This window comes from Actinomadura meridiana, assembly GCF_039537545.1.
Lineage (GTDB): Bacteria > Actinomycetota > Actinomycetes > Streptosporangiales > Streptosporangiaceae > Spirillospora > Spirillospora meridiana.
This window is the reverse complement of the sequence record NZ_BAABAS010000006.1, coordinates 837,276-859,248: the sequence shown is the minus strand read 5'-3', so window position 1 is coordinate 859,248 and position 21,973 is coordinate 837,276. Positions and strand designations below refer to the sequence as shown.

Sequence of the window (21,973 nt, the reverse complement as noted above, 5' to 3'; positions counted from 1 at the left end):
GCCGTCGCCGCGAACCACAACATTTTCATGTGAGCCGTCTTCTGCACGTCCACTCCGACAGACGTGACCATTGCCGATTACGGTCGGTCACTTGTTGTTCGGCGTTTCGCGTCCGCCGCGTGCCAGGTTCGCCGGGTGGACTAGGACGTCGATGTCGGAAGCGATGGCGACCAACCCAAGGTTTCACCCACGTCCTTCAGGTCGTGTCCGATGTGCAGCGGAATGGTGGCCGCGCCGTTTATTCACGGGTTCCCAACGCCTCGACGGCACGGGTCCGCATCGCCGCGTGGGCGGGCAGTGTCGAGGCCAGTAGTGCGATGACCGCGCAGGCGGTGACAATTCCGGCCATCGGTGGCCACGGCACCGCGAGGTCGAGACGCCCGGACAGGTTCAGCAGTCCGAACACCACCCCGCCCACGGCCAACGCGGACACCAGCAGGGCGAGCACCGCGCCGATGCCGACCATCAGGAGTCGTCCGCCAGGCGGGACGGGTCGCCCGACACCACGCGCAGCTTCGCGACATCGGCGAGCGACCTGGGCGTCACCGCCTGGGCCGGATACTTCACCAGGGCCTCGCCGTCCTCCAGGGCGAACAGGGCGGTCGGCGTCCGGACGACGGTGTCCACGCCGGGCACGGCCGCGACGGCCGCGATCACGGCCCGGTTGAGGCCGGGCGTCCCGTCCGGGGTCACGATGAAGTCGGCCCGGTGCTGGTCGCGCAGTTCGGCCCGTTCGGCGTGGTCGACGCTGGCGGTGGCGCCGAGCAGGGAGAGCGCCAGGCCGACGGTGACGAGCACCGGCGCGGCGGTCGAGGCGGTCCGACGGGCGGCGGTCAACGCGTTCTCCCGGACGACCATCGCCCCGGCGCCCGGCAGCAGGCCGAGCGGCCAGGCGACCAGCCGGGCCACCGGTGAGACGACGATCGGCGCGAGCATCGCGACGCCGACGATCAGCAGCATCGTGACCGGGATGTACTGCTTGCGGGTGGTCGCGCCACCGGGATCGCCGAGCACCGAGGCCAGCATCCACAGGCCCGCCAGCATGCCGCCGACGCCCAGCACCCAGCGGCCGACGGTCATGGCGCGGGTCTCCAGCGCCGCGTCGCGCAGCGCCTCGGCCGGACGGATCCGTCCGGCCCGCCGCGCCGCCGCCCCCGCCCCGAGCAGGGCGACCGTGAGGCCGGTCGCGAACGCCACGGCCAGCGGCCACGCCGTCGTCGGGACGGTGTACGACGCGGGTGCCAGGCGCTGGTCGACGAGCCAGCCGCCCAGCACCGGGGCGCAGGCGGGCCCGATGGCGCAGCCGAGCGTCGAGCCGATCACCCCGACGGCGAACGCCTCACCGGACAGCATCCGCCGGACCTGGCGGGGCGTCGCGCCCATCGCGCGGAGCAGCGCCAGCTCGCGGCGCCGCTGGACGACCGCCAGCGCGAAGGTGGACGCGACGACGAAGACCGCGACGAACCCGCAGATCCCGCCCGCCGTGCCGAGCATGATCTTGGTTCCGGCCAGCGTGTCCGTGCCGCCGGTCGTCGCGACTCCGGCGCTCGCCGTCCGGGCCCGGTCGCCGGTGAGCACCACGGCGGAGCCGCCGACGGCGTCGCGCAGCCTCGCCGCCTGCGCCTTGCTGATCACGGCGTCGATCCGTGGGGAGAGGCGGGCGGCCTCGGCGTCGGTGAACAGGACCGCCGGTTCGGCCTCGTCCGGGTCGACCAGCCCCACCACCCGGTATGTCGTCACGCTCTGAGCGGTGAGGACGGGAACCGCCATACCCAGACGCGACGCGCTCGCAGGGAGCACGATCTCGCCGGGCGCGGTGGCGGCCCGGCCCGCGACCAGCCGGTAGGGCGCGTAGCGGGCCACCGACCATGGACGGCCGATCGTGACCCGTGGACCGCCGCCCGTCTCGGGCTGCGCGTAGAAGACGCGGTCCTGGACGGTGTCGCCGCCGAGCGCGGAGACCCGTGAAGCGATGGTGGGGTCCAGCCCGCGCGGCGCTTCCAGGTCGCGTGTCTTGGTCTTGTCTCCGATCCGCACGCTCAGGCTGCCGGGTGCCCGGACTACGGCGGGCGCGGCACCGTACCGCACCCTTCCCTTCTCGGCGGACGTCGGCTTGGTTTCGGGGGCCGCCGCCAGCGCGAGCCCCATGGTCGCGACCAGCCCGACGCCGAGGGTGAGGGCGACGAACGACCCGGTGAACGCGGTCCAGCGGGCGCGGACGGTCAGCAGCGCGATCCTCAGCACGGCGCCGACTCCAGGCGGGCCATGTGGGCGGCGACGGCCTCGGCGGTCGGCCGGTCCAACCGGCCCGCCGGTCGACCGTCGGCCAGGAACACCACACGGTCGGCGTAGGAGGCGGCGACGGGATCGTGCGTCACCATGACGATCGTCAGGCCGCGCTGGTCGACCAGGCCGCGCATCATGGTCAGGACGTCGCGCGAGGTGGAGCTGTCCAGCGCGCCCGTCGGCTCGTCGGCGAACAGCACGTCGGGCCGGGTCACCAGGGCCCGCGCCATCGCGACCCGCTGCTGCTGGCCGCCCGACATGCGGCTGGGCCGGTGCCCGGCCCGGTCCGCGAGGCCCACGTCCCGGAGCACGGCGGCGATCTCGGCCTTTCCTGGACGGCGTCCGGCCAGGTGCAGTGGGAGCCCCACGTTCTGCTCGGCTGTGAGGGACGGCATCAGGTTGAACGACTGGAAGACGAACCCGATCCGGTCCCGGCGCAGGAGGGTGAGCTTCGTCTCGCGGAGGCCGGTGAGGTCGGTGCCCGCCATGACGACCCGTCCGGAGTCAGGCCGGTCGAGCCCGGCGGCACACTGGAGCAGCGTCGACTTCCCCGAGCCGGACGGCCCCATGACCGCGGTGAAGGTGCCGCGGGCGAACTCCAGCGTCACCCCCGCGAGCGCCGTCACCGCGCCGTCCCCGGACCCGTACGTCCTGGTCACGTCGTCCAGCCGCACGGCCACATCGGACACGACCGTCCCCGTGGTGTTCGTCCCGGCGGGATTCGTCCCCGTGCCGCTTGCCTCCGCACCGTTCATGGCGTCAGCCAACCGTCCGGGCGCCGTCATCGCACTGGCCCTGATACGAGTCTTCGCGGTAGTCCTGGTACTACCTCGGTGGTGGTCCTTCCGTCATGGGCGCCGGGCGGGGCACGCCGGTACGGTCGGTCCCATGCGATCACGCACGGCCTGGCAGGCGCTGACCGATCGCGGGTTCCTGATCAGCGGCTGGCCGTGGCGGGCGGTGGCGTACCTGCTGACCGGGACGGTGGCCGGTGCGCTGGAGCTGGTCCTGCTGACCGTCGCGCTCAGCGTCGGGATCGTGTCGGCCGTGCTGCTCGTGGGCGTACCGCTGCTGCTGGGGCTGGGTCTGTCCGGCCTGCCGGTCGCGGCGGCGGAGCGGCGTCGACTGCGGCTGGTCGACGGTGAGCCCGCGCCCGGCCCGCATCGCGTCCCGGAACGTCCCGGCTTCTGGCCCTGGTTACGGACCCGTTTCCGCGAGCAGGCCACCTGGCGGGACCTGGCGTTCACGCTGCTGTCGGCGACCGTGCTGTGGCCGCTGGAGCTGGCGGCCCTGGTGGCGGGGCTGGCGGTGCCCGGGGCGCTGCTCTCGGCCCCGGCCATCATGGCGGCGGCCGGGTCGGACGGCGAGATACGGCTGCTCAAGACGTGGACGCTCACCGCCGCCTGGCAGTCCTGGGCCATGGTGCCGCTCGGCGCCGTCGCGTCGCTGGTCGCGGCATACCTGATGACGGCGGTCGCGGCGGCGCGGGCGGCGCTCACCCGGCTGCTGCTGGTGGCCTCGCGCGAGCCGGAGCTGGCCGAGCGGGTCGACGAGCTGACCCGTTCGCGGGCGCGGCTCGTCGACGCCTTCGAGGCCGAGCGGCGCCGGATCGAACGCGACCTGCACGACGGCGCCCAGCAGCGCCTCGTCGCCCTCACCATGACGCTGGGGCTCGCCGGCGCGGCCGCGGGACGCGAGGTCGGCGACCTGGTCGCGAAGGCGCACGCGGAGGCGAAGCGCGCGCTGGACGAGCTGCGCGAGCTGATCCACGGCATCCATCCCCAGCTGCTCACCGACCGGGGCCTGCCCGCCGCGGTCGACGAGCTGGCCGGTCGCTCCCCCGTCCTGGTCACGGCCGACCTCGACCTGCCGGGGCGCCTCCCCGAGCCGGTGGAGAGCGCGCTGTACTTCGCGGTCAGCGAGGCGCTCGCCAACGTGGCCAAGCACAGCGCGGCGTCCAGCGCCCGGGTCACGGCCCGGCTGGACGGCGACCGCGTCACCGTCGAGATCGGCGACGACGGGATCGGCGGCGCGGCGGTGGCGCGGGGCACCGGGCTGGCCGGGCTGATCGACCGGATCTCCGTCGTGGGCGGCACGCTCGACCTGTCCAGCCCGCCCGGTGGGCCCACCCTCGTCCGGCTGGAGGTGCCGTGCGACCCGGGCGACCACTGCGCCTAGTCATCGCCGAGGACGGCGTGCTCCTGCGCGAGGGGCTGATCGGCCTCGTCGCCAGGTTCGGCCACGAGGTGGTGGCCGCCGTCGGCGACGCCGGGGAGCTGGCCGCCGCGGTCACCGAGCACGCGCCCGACCTGGTGCTGACGGACGTGCGGATGCCGCCCGGGTTCTCCGACGAGGGGCTGCGCGCCGCCGTGGAGCTGCGTTCGGCCCACCCCGGGCTCGCGGTCCTGGTGCTCAGCCAGTACGTGCAGCACGCCTACGCGGCCGAGCTGTTCGACTCCGTCGGCGGCCACGGCGTCGGCTACCTGCTGAAGGACCGGGTCGGCGACATCGACGAGTTCCGCGCCGCGCTGGAGCGGGTGGCGGCGGGCGGCACGGTCGTCGACCCGGAGGTCGTCCGGCGCCTGCTGCGCCGCCGCCACGACCCGCTGGCCCGGCTGACCGCCCGCGAACGGGAGGTGCTCGCCCTGATGGCGGAGGGACGCACCAACATGGGAATCGCGCGGGCGCTGACGGTGAGCGAGGCGGCGGTGGCCAAGCACATCGGGAACATTCTCGCAAAGCTCGACCTCCCACGCACCGAGGAAGACCACCGCCGGGTCCTGGCCGTCCTCACCTACCTGCGCGGCTGAGAGTCGACCCGCAATGGCGCAGGTATCTCGGCCCGGCTGCGCCCCATTTACCTGCCATACCCGGAATGGTTACGGGGAGCTGGCTGACTTCCTCTGGCCATAAATGAATCGGAGGTCAGTGTGAACCAGTTGAGCAGACGCGGTCTTCTCGCCGCCGGGGGTGTCGTCGCGGCGGCGAATCTGTTGCCGGGGGTGGCGTTCGCCGAGCAGGCCGGGGGCGACAGGACCCGCACGGTCACCGGCACCCTCCCGCCGAGCATCGACGACTGGTTCTACCTGCCGGTGGACGTGCCGCACGGGGTCAAGGAGATCGAGGTCGTCTACTCCTACGACAGGCCCACGGTCCCGGCGGGCACGCGCGGCAACGCCTGCGACATCGGGATCTTCGGGCCGGAGGGGCATGAGCTGGGCAACGCGCGCGGCTTCCGTGGCTGGTCCGGCGGGTTCCGGGACCGTTTCACCATCAGCGCGTCCAGCGCCACCCCGGGGTATCTGGCGGGTCCAATCAAGCGGGGCACGTGGCACGTCATTCTCGGTCCGTACACCGTCGCTCCGCAGGGCATGGCCTACCGCGTCGACATCACGTTGCGGTTCGGTCCCGCCGGCACACCTTTCAAGCCCAAACCGGCTCCGCAGAGCGCCCCGGCTCGGGACCGTGGCCGTTCCTGGTATCGCGGCGACTGCCACCTGCACACCGTCCATTCGGACGGCCGCCGGACGCCCGAGGAACTCGTCGCCGCGGCGAGTGGCGCCGGGCTGGACTTCATCACCTCCACCGAGCACAACACTTCGTCGGCGTCTTTGCAGTGGGGTTATCACGCCACCGACGACCTGCTGATCCTCAATGGTGAAGAGGTCACTACGCGTTCCGGGCACTGGCCCGCCATCGGTCTGCCCGCCGGAATGTGGGTCGACTGGCGTTACAGAGCCGGGGACTCGCGCGATTACCGGCGCTTCGTCCACCAGGTCCACAAGGCGGGCGGTCTGGTCACCGCCGCGCACCCCTTTGCCAGCTGTTTCGGTTGCAGCTACGAATTCGCCTATGAACTGGCGGACCTCGTCGAGGTATGGAATCAGGACTGGAGCGAAGAAGAGGAGGCGGCGCTCAACCACTGGGACGGCCTCCTGCGTTCTGGCCGGTGGATTCCGGCGATCGGCAACTCCGACGCGCACAACCCGCAGAACACCGTCGGTTCCCCGCAGACCGTGGTGTTCGCCGATCACCTGCGCCGCGACTCGCTGATCGCTGGCCTGCGCGCCGGACGTTCCTGGCTGGCCGAATCGTCCAAGGTGAACCTGAGTTTCACCGCAACAGACGGAAAACGAACCGTCGGAATCGGCGAACAACTCCCCGTGGACATCGGCACGCCGGTCACCTTCCAACTCACGGTCAGCGGCGTTCCGGGCACCAAGGTGCGGCTTCTTGACCAGGTCGGACAGCAGCACACCGAGGTCGTCCCCGACACCGGCACCCTGACGACGCGCTGGACGACCTACCGCCGGTACAGCCGCTGGGTGCGCGCGGAAGTGCGCAGGTCCGGCGCGATGGCGGCCATGACCAACCCCATTTTCCTGGACGACCGACAGCGCTCGTAGAGCGGAGGCAGGGCCGTCTGAAATGGTGAAAAGGCCCGGGAGGCGCGTTCCTGGTGTGGGGTGCGCTTCCCGGGCCTTGTCAGGTGCCTACATCTCTGGGGCGCAGGTCAGGTCGTCAGCCGGGAGGCGGCCGGTGACGAGGTAGTCGTTGACCCGGTCGAGGATGCAGTTGTTGGGGTATCCGCGCTGGTAGGGCGCGTGGACATAGGCGTCCAGTGTGATCATCTTGGAGCCGTGCAGCAGCCCGTGCAGGGTCTTGTTGCTCTCGTACGTGGTGCGGGTGTCGCCGGTGGCGGCCACCATCAGGGCGGGCAGGTCGATGTTGATCTTGGTCGGCGGCTCCACGGGGCGCGTCGGCCAGTACGCGCAGGGCCCGATGTCGTAGCCCACCGCACCGAAGATCGGCGCTTCGGCCCGGTGCTTCTGGACGTCCCGCCAGTAGACGGCCGGGTCGCGGGGCGCGGCGACGTCCCCGCAGATGATCGCGGCCTGTCCGCTGCCTCCCGCTCCGTCCTCGCGGGTCGCCGCCGTCAGGAACTCGAGTTCCGCGGCCAAGTCCGGGGACGGCTGGACGGGTCGTCCCGCCGCGGCCTCCCGCATCAGCCGCACGGACTCGGCGAGGGCGGCACGTGCCGGTTCCTCATCGGTGCTGATGTTGTCGAGCAGGAAGACCGGCACCAGCGTGGCGTCCAGCCGGTACTGGCCGATCTCCAAGGGGCGTTTGGCGGACACCGCGATGATGTGGTGCACGAGCTTGAGAACCTTGGCCTTGCTGTCGCCCAGCCCGTACTTGTCGTCGTGTTCCGCCGCCCATCCGGCCCAGGCCGCCAACGCTTCCTCGTTGGCGTCCACGGCGGGTGCGATCAGACGCGGACCCCAGATGTCGGGGGCGACCGAGCTGTCCAGGACGACGCGGTCGAGCCGACCCGGGAACATCGTCGCGTACACCGCGCCGAGGTAGGTGCCGTACGACGCGCCGTTGTAGGACATCATCCGCTCGCCGAGCGCGCCCCGGATGACGTCCATGTCGCGGGCGATGTTGCGGGTGCTGATGTGGGGCAGCACGCTCCGGTTCGTCCGGGCGCAGCGGTCCGCGAGGTCCTTGGCGAAGCGAGCCGCCCGCCTGAACGATCGGCGGTTCGGCCCCGCCCCCTTGATCCAGGTGCCGACGTTCCAGCCGCAGTCGACCCCGGCGCTCCGGCCGAGCGACCTCGGGTCCATGCCGACCAGGTCGTAGCGCGGCCCGGCCGGTCCCATCAGCTGCCGCATGTAGGGCGGCATGTCCAGGGCCGGTCCCGGACCGCCGCCGTTGAGGAGCATCATGCCGAGCCTGGGCGCCTTGCCGGACGCCTTCAGCCGCGAGATCGCGACCTTGATGGTGCGGCCGTCCGGCTTGGAGTAGTCGAGTGGGACGGTCACGTCGGCGCACCGGGCTCCGGCCGCGTCCAGTTCCTTGCCGACCTGGTCGTCGGGGCCCAGCGTGCACGCCTTCCAGTCCAGGCGCTGGTGGTAGAAACGGTCCAGATCGCCCGCCTTCGGGGCGGCGGCCGTCGACGAGGGCGCCACCGACACCATCACCGTGGCGACCATCGTGGCACCAGCGGCCAGCGAGGCCGCCGTTCGGAACCTGCTCAAGGTCACTCCGTTCATCGGGGGTCGCACAGGGCGGTCTGGACGAGGTTCAGCTCCTCGTTGAACGCCTCCCAGGTCGAGGGGTTCTCGTTGAAGGCGATGGAGACGCGGCGGCCGGACGGCGCGACGCCCGCGATCGTGGTGAAGCCGTCGATGTCACCGGCGTGCCCCCACCACGTCCCGCCGCAGCGCAGCGGCGTCCCGATCAGGCCGAGACCGAACCGGGCGCCCTCCCACACGCGGTCGGGATCCGCGGCGACGGTCCGCTTCATCTCCGCCATCAGCCGTGGCGGGAGCAGCCGCCCGCCGAGGAGTGCGCCGAGGAAGACGCTCACGTCGCGGGGAGTGGAGATCAGCGCGCCGCCGGTCCAGGCCACGGTGGAGTTCAGCGCGGTGTAGTCCGCCCATCGGACCGTTCCACCCTCTTCCTGGCGGACGTAGCCGTGCGCGTGCGAGCCCCTGATCCGGACCTGGTCGCCCGGCCAGTAGGTGTCGCGCAACCGCAGCGGGTCGATGATCCGGTGCCTGATCTCGTCCTCGGCGCGGTGGCCGGTCACCTTCTCGATGATGAGCCCCGCCAGGACGTAGTTGGTGGTCGAGTAGTTCCAGCCCGCCGGGGGATGCGGCAGGGACAGGGCCCGCTCGACCAGTTCCTCGGGCTCGAAGTGCCGGAACCGGTATTCCTCCGTGGACTCGAAGGTCTCCATGTGGTCGGGTAGCCCACTGGTGTGTCGCAGCAGGCTCCGCACGGTGATCGTGCGCCCGTCGTAGCCGTTCCGATCGACCAGGCCGGGCAGGTAGCGGTCGATCGGGGCGTCCAGCGAGATCCGTCCCTCGGCGGCGAGCCCGAGCACCGCCGTCGCGGTGAACGTCTTGGTGATGCTGGCGATCCGGACCCGCATGTCCGCGCTCATCGGCCGTCCGGTGCGCCGGTCGGCCTTTCCGCTCGCGGCCGTCCACGGTCCGCAGCGCGGGTCGTCCACGCGCACGGCCGCGCCGGTCAGCCCGTGGACGCCCGTCACCCGGTTCAGGACCTGCCGGACGGCGACGCGATCACCGCACCCGCGCGGCGGCGCGGCCCGCGCGGACGTCGGGACCGCGACCGTGCCGCCGATCGCGGTGCCCACGGCCAGCACCGCGACCGTCCCGCGGACGGCACGGCTCCGCCTCGATTCAGTTGTCGTCATGGCGAGAACGCTAGAAGCGGCCCCCACCCGGACACACTGCGGTGATCACCCAGAATCCCCTTGGTGCTGCCCGCACAAACGATCTTCGGGCTAGCACCACCACCGCGACGCCCGAAGGCCCCCCTCGGCCGCCGCGCTCGGCGGCACGTCACCCGCTTGGGACGGGGACGTACGGTGAAGGGGACAGACTCGCCGGTTGTGAGTCTGAGCGCATTCCCGTCGTCGCTGTGGGTAGCGGGACTATCCCATGTGCCCAAACTTTGGTGACGAAGACTGGCACACAGCGCAAAGCGGATGCGAGTGTGGGCGCGGCAGAATTAGCTTGATACCGAGATACCTGATGCCGTCCGCTCGTCCGCGCCCGCTCCTGACAGGCGGGCGACCCGGCCCGGCGCGCGGTGCCCGCGCTGCGTCCGTTGGCCGCTGATGCGCAAGAGATGTGAGGTGTTTGTCATGATCGTTGGGGTTCTCAAGGAGGATCCACCCGGTGAGCGGCGGGTGGCGGTGACGCCGGACACCGTCCTCCAGCTGCAGAAGCTCGGGTACGAGGTGGTCGTCGAGACCGGGGCCGGGGCGGAGTCGGGCTTTCCCGACGACCAGTACGAGGCCGCGGGCGCCGCCATCGGTGACGCGGACGCCGCGGACGTGGTGTTGGGCGTCAACCCGCCTTCCCCTGAGCGGCTGGACGCGTTGCGGCCCGGTGCCACGCTGATCGGTCTGCTGAGTCCTCGGTTCAAGCCCGAGTTGGTGGAGGAGCTCGCGAAGCGTCCCATCACGGCGCTCTCCCTCGACGCGGTGCCGCGGATCTCCCGGGCGCAGTCGTTCGACGTGCTGTCCTCGATGGCCAACATCGCCGGATACCGGGCGGTGATCGAGGCGGCGCACGAGTTCGGACGGTTCTTCACCGGCCAGGTGACCGCGGCGGGCAAGGTGCCACCGGCGAAGGTGCTGGTCGCGGGGGCCGGTGTCGCCGGGCTCGCGGCGATCGGCGCGGCCGGGAGCCTGGGCGCGATCGTGCGGGCCACCGACCCGCGGCCGGAGGTCGCCGACCAGGTGCGCTCGCTCGGCGGTGACTACCTCGCCGTCGCCGAGAACGAGCCCGACAGCGCCCCGAACACTGGTTACGCCAAGGAGATGTCGGACGACTACAACGTCCGCGCCGCCGCGCTCTACGCCGACCAGTGTCGTGAGGTCGACATCGTCGTCACGACCGCGCTCATTCCGGGCAAACCGGCGCCGACGCTGATCACCGCCGAGATGGTCGCGACGATGCGGCCGGGCTCGGTGATCGTCGACATGGCCGCGGCCAACGGCGGCAACGTCGAGGGCACGGTTCCCGGCGAGCGGGTGGTCACCCCGAACGGCGTGATCATCCTCGGTTACACCGACCTGGCCGGGCGGCTGCCCGCGCAGGCGTCCCAGCTGTACGGCACCAACCTGGTCAACCTGATGCAGTTGATGACCCCGGAGCGGGACGGCGAACTCGTCCTGGACTTCGACGACGTCGTGCAACGCTCGATGACCGTCGTCCGCGAGGGCGAACTCACCTGGCCGCCGCCCCCCGTGTCGGTCTCGGCGGCCCCCACGGTCGCCCAACCGGTTCGGCAGGAGGCCGAGGCGGACGCCCCGTCCCGCACGGCGAATCCCGCGTTGCGCCGGATCGGGACCGCGGTCGCGGCCGCCGCGATGTTCGGGCTGATCGCCCTCTCACCGGCGGCGTTGCAGGTGCACCTGACCGTGTTCGCGCTGGCCATCGTGATCGGCTACTACGTCATCGGGAACGTGCACCACGCGCTGCACACCCCGCTGATGTCGGTGACCAACGCGATCTCCGGGATCATCGTGGTCGGGGCGCTGGTGCAGATCAGCTCCGGAAACGCGGCGATCACCGTGCTCTCGCTCGCGGCGATCCTGCTCGCGAGCATCAACGTCTTCGGCGGATTCGCGGTCACCCGCCGCATGCTCGCCATGTTCGTCAGGAGCTAGCCGATGACGATCGCAACCACGGCGACCGCGGCGTACATCGTCGCGGCACTGTTCTTCATTCGCGCGCTTGCCGGGCTGTCCCGGCACGAGTCCGCACGCCTGGGCAACACCTACGGCATGCTCGGCATGGCCGTGGCGCTGGTCGCGACCATCGCCCTGACCATCGACGACGGCATCGGCGTCCCCGCGTTCGCGCTCCTCGTGGCCGCGGTCGCGGTCGGCGCGCTGATCGGACTGAACCGGGCGCGGGCGGTGGAGATGACCGCGATGCCCGAGCTCATCGCACTGCTGCACAGCTTCGTCGGGCTGGCCGCCGTCCTGGTCGGCTGGAGCGGCTACCTGCACGTCGAGCGCCATCCGGACGGGTCGGAGGCGGCCGCGCTCGCCCGCGACGACATGCTCGGCATCCACAGCGCCGAGGTCTTCATCGGCGTGTTCATCGGCGCCGTCACCCTCACCGGCTCGATCGTGGCGTTCGGGAAGCTGTCGGGCAGGTTGAAGTCCGCGCCGCTGATGCTGCCGGGCAAGAACCTGCTCAATGTCGCGGCGCTCGTCGCCTTCGTCGCGCTCACCGTCGTCTTCGTCGTCGAACCCCAGGCGTGGGCGCTCGTCGCGGTCACCGCGGTGGCGCTGCTGCTCGGCTGGCACCTGGTCGCCTCCATCGGCGGCGGCGACATGCCAGTGGTCGTCTCCATGCTGAACAGCTACTCGGGGTGGGCGGCAGCCGCGTCCGGGTTCCTGCTCGGCAACGACCTGCTGATCATCGTCGGCGCGCTGGTGGGCTCCTCTGGCGCCTACCTGTCGGCGATCATGTGCCGGGCGATGAACCGCTCGTTCCTCTCGGTCATCGCGGGCGGCTTCGGGCTTGAGGCGCCCGCCGCTTCCGGCGGCGACCAGGGCAGGCACCGCGAGATCACCGCCGAGGAGACCGCCGGCGCGCTCGCCGCGGCCTCCTCAGTGATCATCGTTCCGGGCTACGGCATGGCCGTCGCCCAGGCCCAGGCACCGGTCGCCGCGCTGACCGCGCGGCTGCGGGACAGCGGCGTCCAGGTCAGGTTCGGCATCCACCCGGTCGCCGGACGCCTGCCCGGCCACATGAACGTGCTGCTCGCCGAGGCCAAGGTGCCCTACGACCTGGTGCTGGAGATGGACGAGATCAACGACGACTTCGGCGCCGCCGACGTCGTCCTGGTGATCGGCGCCAACGACATCGTCAACCCCGCCGCCGAGGAGGACCCCACCAGCCCCATCGCCGGGATGCCCGTCCTGGAGGTCTGGAACGCCCAGCAGGTCATCGTGTTCAAACGGTCGATGGCCACCGGGTACGCGGGCGTCCAGAACCCGCTGTTCTTCCGCGACAACACCCAGATGCTCTTCGGCGACGCCAAGGAACGGGTCAACGACATCCTCCAGGCCCTCGGCCACCTCACACCCGTGGGTGCTGGACGATCCTGACGTGTGACCGGCACGCCTGATCAATGGTCGTGCGCCGGGCTCAGCCCGCTGTACAGGACTTCCTGTTGCCACTGGTCCTGCGGCTGGCCGTGCAGGTGCCAGTAGTGCTCGGCGATGAGGTCCGGGTCGAACGGGGTGCCGGGGGCGACGGGACCGTCCACGGTCACCGAGGCCGCGTGCACGCCCGCGGGCCCGTACTCCTGGTCGAGGAGGCGAACCAGCGTCCGCACCCCGGCCTTGCCCAGCGACAGGCTCACGTACTGCGGCTTGGGCTCGGGCATCCCGCCGGTGATCAGGAACGAGCCGGTGCCGCGCCGGGCCATCTCCGGGGCCACGTGCGCGGCGGCCGTCAACGCGCCGACGACGTTGACGGCCCAGGCGTCCAGCTGGGCGCGCGCCGTCAGCTCGCCGAGCGCGTCCGGCTGGACGAGCGCCGCGTTGTAGACGACGACGTCCGGCAGGCCGATCTCGCTGGTCGCCGCGTCGAGCGCGGCCCGCACGGACACCTCGTCGGCGACGTCCGCCGTCAACGGCACGGCCCGGACCCCCAGCGCGGCGACCTCGTCGGCGACCGCCCGCACCGTCGCGGCCGTCCTGGCCACGACGGCGACGGGCAGCCCTTCCCGCGCGAACCTGAGCGCGACCGACCGGCCGATCCCCGGACCTGCCCCGACCACCACGGCTCCGGACATCGTTGCCCCCTTCTTGGATGGAAGATCCCTGGTGGTCGTGACGTTATGGCGTCACATCATGTGAAGGTCAACCACGGGAACCAGCAGGTCGAGAGGACGCGCGCATGAGGATCGGCGACCTGGCCGACCAGACGGGAGTGAACCGGCGGCTGCTGCGCTACTACGAGGAACAGGGCCTGCTGCGTCCGACCCGCCTGCCCAACGGCTACCGCCAGTACAGCGAGTCGGACGTCGACGCGGTCCGGCACATCCGCGCGCTGCTCGACGCGGGCCTGCCCACGGCGGTCATCGCCCAGCTGCTGGACTGCGTCCACGACGACGGCGGACGGCTGATCCCGTCGCCCTGCCCCGGCATGGTCACCCACCTGCGCCGCGAACGCGCCCGCATCAGCCAGACGATCAGCCAGTTGCAGGGCTCCCAACAGGCGCTCGACAGCTGGCTCGCCTCCCTGACGGCGTGACGGGCCGGAGAGCCGTCCTGCCGGTCAGCTCGCGGGAGTGGTGCCGATCTTGTTCACCCAGCCCTGGCGTTCGAAGGCGAGGTACTCGTTGACCGTACCGCCGTCGCCGAATTCCAGGTAGTCGAGGAGCCGGGCGGTCGACGGGTCGATCACGAGGCGGACGCCGGTGCCGCGCGCGGTGACGGTGACGCCCGACCTGCCGTCCCGGTCCTTCATCCGGCCGGTGACCTGGATGGACGGGTCGTCGGACAGGATCCGGTAGAGCGCCGCCCGCGTGCCGGGGGTGGTCGGGGCCATGAAGAGATCCCAGGCGCTGACGAAGACGTACTGACCGTAGTCGGCGGGCGCCGTGTACCCGTTCGCGCCACCCTTGCGGTCTTGGTTCCAGAGTTTCCGCAGGTAGCTGTTCAGGCTCTGTTTCGTCGCCGGTAGTTTCGCGATGTTCTTCCACTCGATCTCATGGGAGCCGATCACGGGGTTCACCAGGTGCGAGCGCTGCTCGTACGTCGTCGTGAACGGCTTGGACGTCGTGTCGCCGCCGTCCAAGGAGATCGGGGGCGACCCTGCTGCCCGCCAGCGCTTCTCGTCCTCCTCGGTCGGGAAGGTGACCTTGATGTCGAGCGGCACGCGCGTGCGGAACCTCATCCGGGTGACGCCCGGGAGCGTGCACGACCAGGTCTCCGCGCTGCTCGCGGTCTGCGCTCGAAACGTCTGGCGCGGGTCCCGGGAGATCGGTTCGCCGGGACGGGGCTTGCGGGGCGCCAGGTCCTGCCAGGTGCGCGTCCGGGTGTACCAGCAGGTCCCGTGGGTGGCGGGCTCCTTGGCGACCTTTTCGGCGCTGGCCAGCAGGAACGTGCGGGCGTCGATCGTCGCGACCTCGCCGGGGCCCTTGGCCCTGCCGTCATGGGCGCCCTGGTCGCCTCCGGACAGCGCGACGGTAGCCAGCACCGCCGTCGCGGTCACCGCCGCGACGGCGCCGGTGGCGAACGCCAGCCGCCGGACGGGCCGTCGCCTCTCTCGTGCCTCGGGCCGTCCCGCGCGCGCTCGGACCATCGCCGCGTCGGAGTGCCGCGCGTAGGCGGCGTCGGCGAGTTCGTCGGCCGACACGGGCTTCAGGTCGTGGATCACTCGGTCGAGTTCGCTCTGCTTCATCGCTTCTCCGGAATGGCTCGGGCGGACGGGGTGGGTTCGGGCATCCGCACGGCGGGCCCACGGGCCTCGGGGGACTCGGCGGGCTCGCGGGGCTCGGCGGGCTCGGGGGACGCGTCGAGCGCCCGGGCCAGCCGTCGTCGTCCGCGATGCAGCCGGACGACGAAGGCGGTGCGGGAGCACCCGGCGACACGGGCGGCGTCGGCGGGATCGAGGCCGTGCCAGGCGGCCAGCGTCACCGCCTCCGCTTCCTTGGCCGACAGCGTGCGCAACGCGGCCAGCGCCTGGTCACGGGCCACCACGTGGTCGGCGGCGTCCCAGGCGTACCGGTCGGTGTCGGTGGACAGGTCGGCCAGCCGGTCGACGAGATGCCGCGCCTGCCCGGCGTCGGCGTGCGACCGCCGGACGAGGTTCCGCGCGACGCCCAGCAGCCACGGCAGCGCCCGTTCCGGGATGTCCGCGATCTTCCGCCAGGCGATCGTGAACACCTCGTCGGTGACGTCCTCGGCCGCGTTGGACGGGACCCGCAGCACGACGTAGCCGAACACGTTGCGGTAGTACGTCTCGTAGAGGCGGGTGAATCGGGCCTCTTGCTCGTCCACGCCACCTCCTTTCTTCTCGGAGCGATACGCCAAGAAGTCGGAGAAGGCGCCCTCGGATTACACGGGATATCGATGATGTTCGGGCGGCGACCGGTGCCAGGCCGGGGGGCGGGTTCGTTCAGGTCCGGCCTGGACGGGGGCGGCTCCTCTGATGATCAGCTGGAGGCCGTCGTCGTACAGGTCTCTGGGCGTCCGCCCGCTCGCCATGACCTCGCCGATCGACGCGGCGACGGTCGGAACGCGCTCGTTGAGTTCCTTCATGGCCGCCTCATCGACCCCTGAGAGTTCGTTGAACGCCTGTTCCTCGATGACCTGGCCGAACGTGTAATGGATGACCGTCAGCGTCACATTGCGGGCGCTCAGGAGGTCGAATCCGGCTTCGACGAGCGTCCGGATCAACATCTCTGACATATCGGCGAACCGCACCGCCCGGTCAAGGTTCGCGCCGACGACCACTCGCGCGCCATGCTGCCGGGACAGCAGCGCATCACGCAGTGCGTGAGCCGAATCGGTGAGCCAATCCTGCCAGGGCTGGTCCGCCCGACGTTCCGGATGGTCGTCGAACTGAACGCCGAGGATGGCGTTGGCCATCTCGTCGAGCAGGTCCTGCTTGTTCCGCACGTACCAGTACAGCGACATGGCCTGGACTTCCAGTTCCTTCGCCAACCGGCGGAGCGTCACGCCTTCGAGACCGTCGCGGTCCAGCAGCTGGAGGGCGGCGTCGACCACCTCATGCCGTTGCAGTGCCATGGGTCTCCTCCTCGGACTTGACTCCATCGCGCGCGCGATAGCTAATCTCACGCCGTAGAATTCAAGTCTTACAGTGTAGGATTCGCACTCAGGGGCCACATGCCCGGAGATCCTGCCGTCCAGGTCTCCAATCTGGTGAAGAGATATCGCCGAGCCGATCGCAACGCCGTCGACGACATCAGCTTCTCGGTGCGGCGCGGAGAGTTCTTCGCCTTCCTCGGCCCGAACGGCGCGGGAAAGACCACGACGATTCTACCGGGTGATGCCCCGGAGCTATCGTGATCAAGTCGGCCAGCTCACCGAGCTCATCGGCATCGGCATCGGCATCGGCGGCCAACTCTTCAAGCCGCTCAGAACATTCTCGGGCGGGATGAAGCGGAGCCTGGAGATCATCCGCTCGCTCATGTGCTCGCCGGACGCGCTCTTCCTCGACGAACCGACCAGCGGGCTGGAGTTCTTCGCAGTCTTCGTGCTCGTGGGCACATTCTTCTTCGCCCGAAACGAGCGCAATCGCTGAACCGCGTCCCCCCCGCTCCGGTGAGCCGTCCACCACACTCATGGACGGCTCACCGCCGCCGTAGGATCGGCGCATGGCTGACGATCGACGACTCCCCCGATACCGCGTTCTCACCGGCCCCGACGACGATTCCTTCTGCTGGCGGGTCAGCGAGGCGCTCGACCTCGGATACGAGTTGCACGGCGCCCCGTCCCTCACGTTCAGCGGAGACCGGGTCATCGTCGCCCAAGCCCTTGTCCGCGCCGAGGACTAACTCGAACAACCACAAGGCTCCTGGTCAGGCGGCCTGCTGGGAGGCAGCGGCGTCAGGCCGCAGGTCCTTGAGGGTGAGCCGATGCGTCGGCGGCCGCGCCAAAATGATCTTGCTGTGCACCTGGCGGGCGGAGTCGACATGGAGCAGTTCGCCGGGGTCCAGCGGCCGCCATCGCGTGTCGTCGTCCATGCGTTCACTGGCGATCACGACGGCCGGGGCGTCCGTCAAGGTCTGCGAATGAACCCGGATGTGCCCGTCCGTCCCGCTGTGGTCAAGGCGCCGGTCACCATGGTGGCCGCCCGCCTCACGCTCGAGCACGTACAGCCGATGCGTGTCGGGATAGCGCAGCGCCCACAGCTCGTCGCGCGTGGTCAGAACAAGGTTGAGAGCGAAAACAGGAAGACTCTCAGCGATCCACCGCACGGCCCGCTCGATCCCAGCGCCGACATCACCACCATGGGCCCGAGCCTCACGGGTGATCAACGCGAAGAACCGTTCAGAATCAGTATCGCCCTGAACAAGCGACCGATCCGACCCCAGGTGCCGATCAAGCAAGTCCAGCCCCTCAATGACCCCGTTATGTGCGAAGAGCCGGTCGTTCTGCTGGAACGGATGCGTGTTGCGGGCTTGCAGCCCACCGGTGGAGGCGTAACGAACATGCGCCACGAAAGTCGTGGATTCGACATGCGTGGCCTCCGCCGCGAAACAACGATCCTCATACGCCGCGATCGGCGCCTTGTGCACCTGCGGCGTCCCGTCAGCGGTGAAAAAGCCCAGCCCGGTGCCGTCGGGGTCGCGGTGGCTCTGCGCGCTGAGACTGTCGGGAGCGTCCAGTAGCCAGAAGGTGGCCTGCGTCGGCTGCGGTGCGCTGCTGAGACCGAAAAGACGGCACATGATCTCCTACCTTCCTCCCTGAACGAATCAGTGGCGCCCCGGCCGACGCGGGTTCTTGGTCTCGGCCCCGTGAGCGAAGCCACCGAGGTCATCGGCATCACGGTGCGGCTTCCCCTGCCTGCTCAGTCTCGGCAGAACGCGGCGCAGATCGTCCAGTAGCAGGTCCGCCAGGTCATGGCTGAAACCGTTGCGAACAACAATGCGCAGCACCGCCAAATCGGTACGGTTCTTGGGGAACGTATAGGCGGGCACCAGCCACCCACGCTCACGCAGGGCCGCCGAAACATCGAAAACGGTGAAGTCGGTGATGCCTTCCCGCGTCCGGAACGCGAAGACCGGAGCCTCCGAGCCATCGGTGACCAAATCGAACGGACCAAGGGCGGCGATCTCGGCGGCCAGCCGCTTGGCAACGTCCCGGCAGGTCTGCTGCACACGCCGGTAACCCTCGAAGCCGAGCCGCAGGAAGTTGTAGTACTGGGCGACGACCTGGGCCCCAGGCCGGGAGAAGTTCAGCGCGAACGTCGGCATGTCGCCGCCGAGGTAGTTGACGTGGAACACCAGGTCGTCGGGCAGCGCGTCCCCATCGCGCCACAGCGCCCACCCGACACCCGGCATGACGAGCCCGTACTTGTGCCCGGACGTGTTGATCGACGCGACCCGCGGCAGCCGAAAGTCCCACTCCAGATCAGGATCGAGAAAGGGCGCGATCATCGCGCCCGACGCACCGTCCACATGAACCGGAATATCCAGGCTAGTCCGCGCGCACAGATCATCGAGCGCGGCACAGATGTCAGCAACCGGTTCATAACTGCCATCAAACGTCGAGCCAAGAACAGCAACAACCCCAATGGTGTTCTCATCGCACAGCTCGACAGCCTTGTCAGGAGTGAGGTGGAACCGGTCGCCTTCCATCGGCACGTACCGGGGCTCGACCTCGAAGTAGTCGGCGAACTTCTCCCAGCAGATCTGCACATTGATGCCCATCACCAGATTGGGCCGGTCCGTCGACTTCCCCTCGCCTCGCCGCCGCTCCCGCCACCGCCGCTTGAGGGCAAGCCCACCGAGCATCGCGGCCTCGCTGGACCCGGTCGTCGAACACCCCATGGCGTGCCGCGAATCCTCGGCATGCCAGAGCCGAGCGAGCATCCGCACACACCGCTGCTCCAGCTCGGCGGTCTGCGGATACTCGTCCTTGTCGATCATGTTCTTCTCGGCGCACTCGGCCATCAACTCCCTGGCCTGCGGCTCAGCCCACGTCGCAACAAACGTCGCCAGGTTCTGCCGCGCGTTGCCGTCAAGCATCAACTCGTCATGCACGACCTGGTAAGCGGTCCCCGGCTCCATCTCCCCGTCCGGCAAGGCGAATCGCGGCACCCGGATCGGCTCCCGACTGAAAATCGGATTGATCTCCAGATCCCGACTCTCCCCCGCGTGCTCCCGCCCAGCCATGGCTCCCTCACTCTCCTTACCCACCCACACCCCCGCTTCCCCACCCACGCCCCATCAACCCACGCCGTCGCGCACGAACGCGTCCCCGCCGCGTACGTCACGATGCCGTCACAAGCGAGTTCGCGGCCACGCGGACGTCATCCGAGCACCGGAGAGAAGCGTCATCACTAGCGCATCGGCTGTGAGCTTCGAACGGGGTGTTCGGGGTGGTGAGGGGGCGCGAGCGTGTCGTGGGCGGGCGTGGAGGGGGGTGTGCGGCGGCCGTCGGCCGTCCGTTGGTGGGGGCCGGGAGAAGCGTGCCGTGTCGCCGGGCGCACCTTGCCGGGAGGCATGCTGTACGTGGGCGCGGACCTTCCCGCGGTCTCTGGACGGGATGTCGAACCGGCGCTGATCGATCCGCGTCTCCCAGCCGACTTCGGCTCGCCTGACTGGACGGGCAAGGACCTGGGCTACTGGCCCTCCTACGCGGAGATCTCCCCTCAGTGTCGTGCCGCCTACCTGCGGTGGCTGGAGGGCGGCCGCAGACACAGAGACGGTGCCGACAGCGCGCCCACACACCCGCCGCACCGCTTCGTCGCACGCTGCCCATACCCGCGATGAGCACCCACGCACAGGTCGTCTACGCACATCAGATCGCTGAAGCAACGCGAACGCCCGAATCGTTCAACCAACAGATCTCACTCCTACACGACACCGCCCGAGCACTCGAACTCGACCCACGAGCCCGGAAACACGTCCACGAATGCCTCGCAAAGGCATGGGATTCCCATCCCGCCGAACAAGCCCTTCTCCTTACTCTCCACCCTCTCGAGCAATGACAAAGGTCGACTGCCTCGGGGCGTCTCACTTGCGCGCGCGGAGAAGACGTCGAACAGCTTCCGCTTGCGAGCGAGGATCTGGAGGACTGGCAGCTCGACGCTCTCGTCGTACAGAAGCCCCTGAACCGTGCCGCAGCGGTTCGGACGTGGGCCGTGGGTGAGGTCGTTCCGTGGCTATGTGGACGCGGCGGCCGGGGTGGGAGTGGGTTGGTCGGGGGCTTTTGGGGTTGTGTGGCGTAGGTTTCTGATTGGCTTGATCAGGAGTAGGGCTGTGATCGTGGTGATTGTTATTAGGGTTGAGCCGAGCATGAAGGTGCGTGGTTCTACCAGCTTGGTGGCTGGGCCTGCCAGGGCCTGGCCTATCGCCATTCCTGTTACTGAGCCAGCGACCTGGTAGGCGTTGACGCGGTTCATTACGTCCGGGGTGATCTGGGTTTGGACGGTCGTCGACCACATCACGGACCAGAAGGCCATCGCGCAGCCACCTAGGAGGTGTCCGGCCATCAGGGCGGGGAGGGGTAGGTCGAGGGCGATCGTCAGGGGGGCCGGGACGTAGCCGGTCAGCGCTATCGCTCCGGCGGCGAGGGGGCGGCGTGGGCGGAGTCTGATCGCGACCAGGCCGCCGAGGACGGTGCCGAGGCCGAGCGCCGCCATCACCCAGCCGTAGTCGGCGCCGATGAGCTGGGACGCCAGTGGTACGGACGGGCCGATCACCAGCAGGCCCCAGAACACCCAGACGAGGATGACCGACCACATCCAGGTCCTGGCGCGGAACTCGTCCCAGCCCCGGCGCAGGTCGCTCAGCACATCGGACGGCTCCGGCTTCGGCACGGCGACCCGGATCAGGGTCAGGCACAGCCCGCTGACCAGGAACGTCGTGGCGTCCAGCGCGTAGACGAAGACCGGGCCGGTGGCGAGGACGAGGACTCCGGCCAGTGCGGGGCCCGCCAGCTGGGTGACCGCCTCGGAGATCTTCAGGGTCGCGTTGGCCCGCTGCGGGTCCTCGGCGACCAGGGGGACCATGCCGAAGACGCCCGGTTCGAACAGTCCGGCGGCCATCCCGGAGAAGGACGCCGTCACCAGCAGCAACGTGTAGGGCGGGGTTCCGTCCAGGAAGGCGAGGGCGACGGTCCCCTGGGTGATGATCCGGACCGCGTCCGCGAAGATCATTATGCGGCGGGCGCCGATGCGGTCGGCGACGACGCCGCCGAACAGCATGACGAGCACGGCGGACGCGGTCCAGAGGCCGAGGACGTAGCCGACACCCGCGATTCCGTACACGTCCCCGATCGCCAGCGCCGAGGCGACGGGCATCATCGCGTCGCCCAGCAGGGAGACCGTGCGGGCGGCGAAGTAGAGGGTGAAGGTCCTCGTCCACATGGCCCCAATTCTGGATTTCTCCAGATCAGACCGCCGGTGTCCCAGATGACATCATT

The 21,973-nt window shown here is 70.0% G+C and carries 22 protein-coding genes; 10 read left to right on the top strand and 12 right to left on the bottom strand.

The window, feature by feature from the left end; genetic code table 11:
* Positions 1-238 precede the first annotated feature (238 nt).
* The 3 genes from ABD808_RS16905 to ABD808_RS16895 are packed head-to-tail and all read right to left on the bottom strand — an operon-like array spanning position 239 to position 3,041.
* The gene (locus ABD808_RS16905; protein WP_344897385.1) at positions 239-466 is read right to left on the bottom strand and encodes an ABC transporter permease family protein; all 228 of its coding nucleotides are present in this window, start codon (positions 464-466) and stop codon (positions 239-241) included.
* Positions 466-2,244 (bottom strand): ABC transporter permease, encoded by a 1,779-nt coding sequence (locus ABD808_RS16900; protein WP_344897382.1) that lies wholly within the window; start codon positions 2,242-2,244, stop codon positions 466-468. The genes ABD808_RS16905 and ABD808_RS16900 overlap by 1 nt, the downstream gene beginning before the upstream one ends.
* Complete coding sequence (locus tag ABD808_RS16895) at positions 2,238-3,041, bottom strand: ABC transporter ATP-binding protein (RefSeq protein WP_344897379.1); 804 nt, start codon at positions 3,039-3,041, stop codon at positions 2,238-2,240. The genes ABD808_RS16900 and ABD808_RS16895 overlap by 7 nt, the downstream gene beginning before the upstream one ends.
* 133 nt (positions 3,042-3,174) lie before the next feature.
* Between ABD808_RS16895 and ABD808_RS16890 the strand changes: the two genes are divergently transcribed.
* The 3 genes from ABD808_RS16890 (at position 3,175) to ABD808_RS16880 (ending at position 6,692) form a co-directional block, all read left to right on the top strand.
* Complete coding sequence (locus ABD808_RS16890; protein WP_344897376.1) at positions 3,175-4,464, top strand: sensor histidine kinase; 1,290 nt, start codon at positions 3,175-3,177, stop codon at positions 4,462-4,464.
* Entirely contained in the window at positions 4,437-5,096 is a 660-nt protein-coding gene (locus ABD808_RS16885; RefSeq protein ID WP_344897373.1) for a LuxR C-terminal-related transcriptional regulator, read from the top strand. The genes ABD808_RS16890 and ABD808_RS16885 overlap by 28 nt, the downstream gene beginning before the upstream one ends.
* Positions 5,097-5,225: 129 nt before the next feature.
* Positions 5,226-6,692: a CehA/McbA family metallohydrolase gene (locus ABD808_RS16880; RefSeq protein WP_425548935.1), complete on the top strand. Its 1,467-nt coding sequence runs from the start codon at positions 5,226-5,228 to the stop codon at positions 6,690-6,692.
* Positions 6,693-6,779: 87 nt separating this feature from the next.
* On the opposite strand, the gene ABD808_RS16875 is transcribed toward ABD808_RS16880, so the two are convergent.
* Entirely contained in the window at positions 6,780-8,327 is a 1,548-nt protein-coding gene (locus tag ABD808_RS16875; RefSeq protein WP_344897367.1) for an alpha/beta hydrolase, read from the bottom strand.
* Positions 8,328-8,338: 11 nt separating this feature from the next.
* A complete protein-coding gene (locus tag ABD808_RS16870; protein WP_344897364.1) occupies positions 8,339-9,511 on the bottom strand; it encodes a serine hydrolase domain-containing protein in 1,173 nt (390 codons plus the stop codon).
* Between the two features lie 453 nt (positions 9,512-9,964).
* Here ABD808_RS16870 and ABD808_RS16865 point away from each other — a divergent pair, with 453 nt between their 5' ends.
* Together ABD808_RS16865 and pntB are read left to right on the top strand one after the other, a co-directional pair.
* Positions 9,965-11,497, top strand: a complete 1,533-nt coding sequence (locus ABD808_RS16865) for a Re/Si-specific NAD(P)(+) transhydrogenase subunit alpha (protein WP_425548934.1) — start codon at positions 9,965-9,967, stop codon at positions 11,495-11,497.
* 3 nt (positions 11,498-11,500) lie between these two features.
* Entirely contained in the window at positions 11,501-12,952 is a 1,452-nt protein-coding gene (gene pntB, locus ABD808_RS16860; RefSeq protein ID WP_344897358.1) for a Re/Si-specific NAD(P)(+) transhydrogenase subunit beta, read from the top strand.
* 20 nt (positions 12,953-12,972) lie between these two features.
* Here the strand turns inward: pntB and ABD808_RS16855 are convergent, their stop codons facing one another.
* Positions 12,973-13,644 (bottom strand): SDR family NAD(P)-dependent oxidoreductase, encoded by a 672-nt coding sequence (locus tag ABD808_RS16855; protein WP_344897355.1) that lies wholly within the window; start codon positions 13,642-13,644, stop codon positions 12,973-12,975.
* A gap of 104 nt (positions 13,645-13,748) precedes the next feature.
* Here ABD808_RS16855 and ABD808_RS16850 point away from each other — a divergent pair, with 104 nt between their 5' ends.
* Positions 13,749-14,105 carry a MerR family transcriptional regulator gene (locus ABD808_RS16850; RefSeq protein WP_344897352.1) on the top strand — a complete coding sequence of 119 codons (357 nt, stop codon included), beginning with the start codon at positions 13,749-13,751 and terminating at the stop codon, positions 14,103-14,105.
* A 24-nt stretch (positions 14,106-14,129) separates the two neighbouring features.
* On the opposite strand, the gene ABD808_RS16845 is transcribed toward ABD808_RS16850, so the two are convergent.
* Genes ABD808_RS16845 through ABD808_RS16835 form a run of 3 tightly spaced genes read right to left on the bottom strand, consistent with a single transcriptional unit; the run spans position 14,130 to position 16,606 of the window.
* Entirely contained in the window at positions 14,130-15,257 is a 1,128-nt protein-coding gene (locus ABD808_RS16845) for a CU044_5270 family protein (RefSeq protein ID WP_344897349.1), read from the bottom strand.
* Positions 15,254-15,856: an RNA polymerase sigma factor gene (locus ABD808_RS16840; RefSeq protein ID WP_344897346.1), complete on the bottom strand. Its 603-nt coding sequence runs from the start codon at positions 15,854-15,856 to the stop codon at positions 15,254-15,256. Before ABD808_RS16840 ends, ABD808_RS16845 begins: the two co-directional genes overlap by 4 nt.
* Positions 15,857-15,913: 57 nt before the next feature.
* On the bottom strand, positions 15,914-16,606 hold the full coding sequence (locus tag ABD808_RS16835) for a TetR/AcrR family transcriptional regulator C-terminal domain-containing protein (RefSeq protein WP_344897343.1): 693 nt from the start codon (positions 16,604-16,606) through the stop codon (positions 15,914-15,916).
* A gap of 99 nt (positions 16,607-16,705) precedes the next feature.
* Between ABD808_RS16835 and ABD808_RS16830 the strand changes: the two genes are divergently transcribed.
* The 3 genes from ABD808_RS16830 to ABD808_RS16820 all read left to right on the top strand — a co-directional run bounded on the left by ABD808_RS16830 (position 16,706) and on the right by ABD808_RS16820 (position 17,376).
* Positions 16,706-16,888: an ATP-binding cassette domain-containing protein gene (locus ABD808_RS16830; RefSeq protein ID WP_344897340.1), complete on the top strand. Its 183-nt coding sequence runs from the start codon at positions 16,706-16,708 to the stop codon at positions 16,886-16,888.
* Positions 16,869-17,123, top strand: coding sequence for an ATP-binding cassette domain-containing protein (locus ABD808_RS16825; protein ID WP_344897962.1), 255 nt, complete (start codon positions 16,869-16,871; stop codon positions 17,121-17,123). The genes ABD808_RS16830 and ABD808_RS16825 overlap by 20 nt, the downstream gene beginning before the upstream one ends.
* Positions 17,124-17,196: 73 nt before the next feature.
* Positions 17,197-17,376: a DUF1737 domain-containing protein gene (locus ABD808_RS16820; protein WP_344897337.1), complete on the top strand. Its 180-nt coding sequence runs from the start codon at positions 17,197-17,199 to the stop codon at positions 17,374-17,376.
* Between the two features lie 24 nt (positions 17,377-17,400).
* Here the strand turns inward: ABD808_RS16820 and ABD808_RS16815 are convergent, their stop codons facing one another.
* A complete protein-coding gene (locus ABD808_RS16815; RefSeq protein ID WP_344897334.1) occupies positions 17,401-18,270 on the bottom strand; it encodes a class II glutamine amidotransferase in 870 nt (289 codons plus the stop codon).
* A 27-nt stretch (positions 18,271-18,297) separates the two neighbouring features.
* Positions 18,298-19,719: a glutamate decarboxylase gene (gad, locus tag ABD808_RS16810; RefSeq protein ID WP_344897331.1), complete on the bottom strand. Its 1,422-nt coding sequence runs from the start codon at positions 19,717-19,719 to the stop codon at positions 18,298-18,300.
* 225 nt (positions 19,720-19,944) lie between these two features.
* Here gad and ABD808_RS38515 point away from each other — a divergent pair, with 225 nt between their 5' ends.
* Positions 19,945-20,319: a TerB N-terminal domain-containing protein gene (locus ABD808_RS38515; protein WP_425548933.1), complete on the top strand. Its 375-nt coding sequence runs from the start codon at positions 19,945-19,947 to the stop codon at positions 20,317-20,319.
* A gap of 392 nt (positions 20,320-20,711) precedes the next feature.
* Here ABD808_RS38515 and ABD808_RS16805 read toward each other — a convergent pair whose 3' ends face one another.
* A complete protein-coding gene (locus ABD808_RS16805; RefSeq protein ID WP_344897328.1) occupies positions 20,712-21,917 on the bottom strand; it encodes an MFS transporter in 1,206 nt (401 codons plus the stop codon).
* Positions 21,918-21,973 lie beyond the last annotated feature (56 nt).